Annotated in this window: 5 protein-coding genes and 1 pseudogene; 2 read left to right on the plus strand and 4 right to left on the minus strand. The window is 51.1% G+C overall.

The window, feature by feature from the left end; all coding sequences use genetic code 11:
- Positions 1-151: 151 nt before the first annotated feature.
- Positions 152-355 carry a helix-turn-helix domain-containing protein gene (locus AAAU26_RS02555; RefSeq protein WP_349180903.1) on the plus strand — a complete coding sequence of 68 codons (204 nt, stop codon included), beginning with the start codon at positions 152-154 and terminating at the stop codon, positions 353-355.
- Between the two features lie 185 nt (positions 356-540).
- Here AAAU26_RS02555 and AAAU26_RS02560 read toward each other — a convergent pair whose 3' ends face one another.
- The 3 genes from AAAU26_RS02560 to ppk1 form a co-directional block, all read right to left on the minus strand.
- Positions 541-918 (minus strand): magnesium transporter MgtE N-terminal domain-containing protein, encoded by a 378-nt coding sequence (locus tag AAAU26_RS02560; RefSeq protein WP_227619722.1) that lies wholly within the window; start codon positions 916-918, stop codon positions 541-543.
- Between the two features lie 209 nt (positions 919-1,127).
- On the minus strand, positions 1,128-1,901 hold the full coding sequence (locus tag AAAU26_RS02565; protein ID WP_015536748.1) for a YwaF family protein: 774 nt from the start codon (positions 1,899-1,901) through the stop codon (positions 1,128-1,130).
- Between the two features lie 105 nt (positions 1,902-2,006).
- Positions 2,007-4,115, minus strand: a complete 2,109-nt coding sequence (ppk1, locus tag AAAU26_RS02570; RefSeq protein ID WP_227619723.1) for a polyphosphate kinase 1 — start codon at positions 4,113-4,115, stop codon at positions 2,007-2,009.
- A gap of 176 nt (positions 4,116-4,291) precedes the next feature.
- Here ppk1 and AAAU26_RS02575 point away from each other — a divergent pair, with 176 nt between their 5' ends.
- Positions 4,292-4,948, plus strand: a complete 657-nt coding sequence (locus AAAU26_RS02575) for an HD domain-containing protein (protein ID WP_015536750.1) — start codon at positions 4,292-4,294, stop codon at positions 4,946-4,948.
- Positions 4,949-5,183: 235 nt separating this feature from the next.
- On the opposite strand, the pseudogene AAAU26_RS02580 reads toward AAAU26_RS02575, so the two are convergent.
- Positions 5,184-5,439, minus strand: a pseudogene (locus AAAU26_RS02580) (hypothetical protein); the annotation flags it as partial.

Below are 5,439 nucleotides of genomic sequence, written 5' to 3' on the forward strand. Positions count from 1 at the left end.
GCAGAGTTCCTTACCGACAGCTATGGCGTGGTGCATAACCAACCGGTTTTGGTCTCTCTTAACACCAAATATTCGCCAATCCTTATATCTCCAGAGCAAAGATTTGAGATCGTTGGAAAAGTTTTGAACTAAAAAGATGGGAGGGGTTTTCGTGGATACGATCAAGCGTGTTCAGGATTTGATGCAAGTGCGTGATATGAATCTATGTGTAATGGCAAAGAAATGCGGAATATCGTACTCCACGATTCAAACCACCGCCCGTCGGGGAGGCCAGTTAAGCGTAGAGACGATTGAAAGAATCTGTCTGGGTTTGGAAATTACACTAAAAGACTTCTTTGATTCCTCATATTTGTAGTAAAAAGCCGCTCACCATGCTGGAAACCTGCACGGTGAGCGGCTTTAATACTGCTTCTATTTATCCTTTGGCAACCTCCAGATAAACGCTATTCTCCATGCTCATTACTATTGAAGGAATATACGGGATCGTATTGTCATTATACCGTGTGGAAATAGTGGTCGATTTCATCTCTGTATGAGTTGCTAAATCATAAAGTGACCAGTTACGTCTTCAATCGAATCTCTGTCCAGTTTGTTGACGATTTCACCCTTGTCTATCTCGCCAAGGTCTTCCAGCGCATCTGCCGCATCGTCCGAGTCCATGTTGGAAATAACTTTTGCAGCCTCATCTCTGGATAATTCTTTCAGATACGGCTCTGCATCGTCCAGATAGGCGAAGATCTCAGCCACTTCGTCTACTCCCAAAATGGGATAAAGCGACTTGCGTTCTGCAGGCATGAGCGCTTCCAAAGCATCCGCCAGATCTTTTTCATGGTAATCCGACAGTTTTTCGGCCAGTTCAGCCTGAGGTATATTGCCATGAATGATGTTCAAAATTTCCTGCACATAGTTTTTCTGCATGATCTGTCCTCTTGATTCTGTTATGTCAATCAAAAAATATCGTTTCACTTCAAAAATTCGAATTCTATCATAGCACGTCCGTCCTGTGACAGCCACCATTCCGGTGTAAACCCTTTGTAAAATCAGATATAAAAAATTCCCGTCAAAGCAGCAGACTTTGACGGGACGAAAGAAGAAAAGAAAGATACTCAATTGATGCACAGAGCCATTCAAGCTATAACCTGATCTCTTGCACAGAGCATACGTTGATGCCGCTCTGCCCTGTACCATGGCAGATAAAGAAGCAACAGGACTGCAGCAAGAACCGGCAGAAAGCCCAGTAGATAAAAACGTTCTCCAAAGCAGTGGGCGAAAAAGGCAGTAATCGCATTGCCCTGCGGATCATTGAGAAAGAAAAAGTTTGTTTTCAGCAGCCGATTCAGGAAAAAGATCGGCGTTGCGATTGCACACAGAAACGCCAGTACCCAGCGGATATGATGCACCTGCGGGCGAAATCCGCCAGCAAGCAGAAGGACCGGATAGAGGATCAGCAGAACGTGAATGCTATAGGAATGCAGATGCAGCAGGTTCCAGACCGGGAGCCGCTGCCATGAGGGGCTCAACATTGCGACCACTGCTCCCGGAATACAGAGCGCATAAAGGATTTCCTTGCTCCAACGGCTCTGGTGTATGGCATCGTACCAGCAGACAAAGATGTTGATGCTGCACAGGTGGAGAGGCAGATAGGTCACGTTCCATTGACCGGTGTACAGCAGGACGGCCTGCTTCATAAACTCATCGGCCAGCATCAGGACAAACACAGCGCGAAGGATCTGATGCCGGGTCACTTCCCTGCAGCGGTAGTAGATCACCGCACAGAGAAAAATGACCGCCGCTGCTCCCAGCAATTCTGCCCAATGCGTTGCACTGAACAAAGAGAAGGCGCGGTAATCCGCCCCGCGTTCTGCCTGTATCGTCTGCACGGATTTCCAGAAATCTTCCATAGGATTCTCCCTTTCTGCGATTTCATTCTACAATAAAATTGTATCATCGAAATCCAGTCGAAGAAACCGTGCTGCGGTCAAATCTGTGTGAAATCCGAGTGCATCTCACTTCAGACTGGAGTGCACGTTGGCCTGATAGGCTTCCTCGTAGAACTGTGCCTGACAATCCACGGCATCGGCACCGGGCAACCGGCGGACATAGCTGCCGTCCGGCTGCTGCACGCGGGCGTTGCAGTTGTCGGCCAGCATCGTGTCAAAGATGTGCTGCAAACGTGCCTTCAGAGCCGGAGCCGTGACCGGAGCCGCGATTTCCACGCGGCGGAGCGTAGAGCGGGTCATCCAGTCTGCCGAGCCGATGTAGTACCGGGCACGCTCTCCCTGTCCGAAAATGTAGATGCGGGAATGCTCCAGATAGCGGCCCACGATGCTGATGATATGGATATTCTCGGTCTCATCCGGGACACCGGCACGCAGGCAGCAGATGCCGCGCACCACCATATCGATGTAGACGCCCGCCTGACTTGCCTCGATGAGCTTGTTGATGAGCACTTTGTCGGTCAGGCTGTTGATCTTGATGCCGATGTAGCCGCCCTCGCCGCGGGCGGCAGCTTTGATCTCACCGTCTATCCGATTCAGCAGACGGTTCTGTAAGCAATGAGGCGCCACCAGCAGATTCTTGACCGAATCCACCGTTTCGCCCTGATCCAGTGCGCGGAACACTTCGGTGGCTTCCAGACCGATTTCCTTGGATGCGGTCAGGAAAGAAAGGTCGGTGTACAGGCGGCTGGTCTTTTCGTTGTAGTTGCCGGTGCCGATCTGGGTGATGAAGGAAATACCCTCCTTCGTTTTGCGGGTGATCAGGCAGAGCTTGGAGTGGACTTTCAGCCCTTCAATGCCATACACCACATGACAGCCGGCACGTTCCAGCAGGCGGGACCACTCGATGTTGTTTTCCTCATCAAAGCGGGCTTTCAGCTCCACCAGAACATCCACCTGCTTGCCGTTTTCGGCGGCTTCCACCAGTGCATCCACCACCTTGCTGTGGTTGGCCAGACGATAAAGAGTCATCTTGATGGAGACCACGTCCGGGTCGCAGGCGGCCTCGTGCAGCAGCTGCAGGAAGGGACGGATGCTCTCATACGGATAGTGAATCAACTTGTCCTCTTCCAGGATCTGCGGAATGATGGGCTTGCGCTCGTCCAGTGCAGGGCTGGGCTGCGGGTGGCGGGGCGCAAAGAACAGGTCGGTGTGGCTGCGCAGCTGATCCTCGATCTGGAACAGGAAAGAGTGATCTAGCGGAGAATCGTATTCAAACACCCGCTTGGGGTCCAGTTTCAGGTTTTTGCACAGAGACTGGATAATTTCTTCGTCGATCTCACGGCTCAGTTCCAGACGGACAGGTGCCAGCTTTTTGCGCTTCTTGACCACTTCGGCCATGTGATCCCGGTAGTTCAGGTCTTCGTCATAGATCAGGTCGGCGTCAATATCCGCATTGCGGGTGATGCGGGCCAGCGTTTTGCTGGTGACCTTATAGCCCTTGTAGAGCAGTGGCAGGAAGTGCAGGATCAGTTCTTCCGACAGGATAAAGCAGCCAGTACGGCCCGGCACCGGCACCAGCCGGGGGAAGATCTCATTGCCGCAGGGCACAATGCCGATCTTCTTCTTTTCTGCCTTGGTGCTCAGCACCGCAACCGCATAGATGCCCTTGTTTTTCAGGAACGGAAATGCCTGCTTTTTGCTGATGATGAAACTGGACAGCAGCGGCAGGTAGTCCTGCCGGAACAGCTTTTCCAGTTCGGTACGGCTTTCTTCCTCCATATGGGCAAAGTCCAGCAGACGGATCCCCTGCTCTGCAAGCTGTTCCAGCAGACCATTATAAGCAGCGTCCCGGCGGGCTGTCAGCTTGTGGATAAAAGCCAGCGCTGCATCGATCTGTTCGCCGCTGGTCATATTCGTCTTATTTTCCCGTGCGTTTTTGTCCAGCAGCATCTGGTCTTGCAAGCTGCCGATGCGCACCATGAAAAATTCATCCAGATTGCTCTGGAAAATCGACAAAAAACTCAGCCGTTCACACAACGGCAGACGGGAATCCTCTGCCTCCTCCAGAACGCGTTCGTTGAACCGCAGCCACGAAAGCTCACGGTTTGCATAGCAATGATAGGTGTTTTCCATATTCCTCTTCCTTTTCTCTGACCGGAATGCTTCGGATTGCATGATACAAACATTTTTATTGTACCGTGCAAATGTAAAATCAGAAATCAGGAATGTGTCTGGAATATGTAAAATCGCTTCTGCACACAGATTTTACCGCAATTTGATTGCAACCGCCTCGAAATCATCTTACAATAGTAGATACTTTCTTTTAATATATGAATCGGGGGCAGAGAACCATGACGTATAAAGACATCAAACACAATGAGGAAGTCAACGAACTGCTGAAAAAAGGCAACCAGAATCTAGGCCTGCTGGGCTACACCGAGCACTCACAAGCCCATTGTGTCCGGGTGGCAGAGACCGCCGCCCACATCCTGAAAAAATTCGGCTATCCGGAGCACGACATCGAGCTTGCCCGGATCGCAGGCTATATGCACGACATCGGAAACGCCATCAACCGCAGCCGTCACGCCGAATACGGCGGGCTACTGGCCAACGAGATTCTGAAGCAATATGACCTGAGCGTCCCGGACCGCATCACCATCGTGTCCGCCATTTCCAACCACGATGAATCCACCGGCGGGGCCGTGGATCCCATCTCGGCAGCACTCATCATCGGCGACAAGACTGATGTGCGCCGCAGCCGTGTGCGGGAAAAGCCCAAAGCATCCTTCGACATCCATGACCGGGTCAACTATGCGGTCACAGACCAGACCCTGAAGATCAACACCGAGAAAAAAGTCATCTCGCTGAATCTGCAAATCGACACCGATATTTGCAGCATGTACGAATATTTTGAGATTTTCCTGCAGCGGATGCTGATGTGCCGCGGGGCTGCCGATATGCTGGGAGCAACCTTCAAGTTGACGGCCAATGGGGCCAAAGTTCTTTAATGTGTGGCCATCTCCGCAAAGAACAGGAACTAGCCTTTATAATAAAAAACAAAAAGTCCCGCCTGAAAGTAAAGCCTTCACTTTCAGGCGGGATGTCTTTCAATATGACTGCTATGGCGGCATGCGTGACCATACCCTGTCAGATACAGCGTACTCCAGAGGTTATCTTCCGAGGCGTGCAGATAATCATAGGTCAGGTTTTCATCCACACGCTCAACGATGCAACCACCCGCCATCAGCGTTTCCAGTTTTTTTGTGATCGTACTGCCGGCATAGTCGATAAAGGAACGGATGATGGCATTTCTTCCTTGGTCAAAATGCGCTTGGTCACCCGCTCGGTGCGCTGCTTTTCTGCGGCAAGTTGCTCATCATAACGGCAGCAATAAGAGCGGGGCCTTGCAAAAGGCTCCACTCTTATCATAACGGACAGATTGTATGGGTGAAGCGCTGCGAAGAACTTGAATGCGGGGATATCGGGATATTCGTATATG

The organism is Faecalibacterium longum, from assembly GCF_040094125.1.
Taxonomy (GTDB): domain Bacteria; phylum Bacillota; class Clostridia; order Oscillospirales; family Ruminococcaceae; genus Faecalibacterium; species Faecalibacterium longum.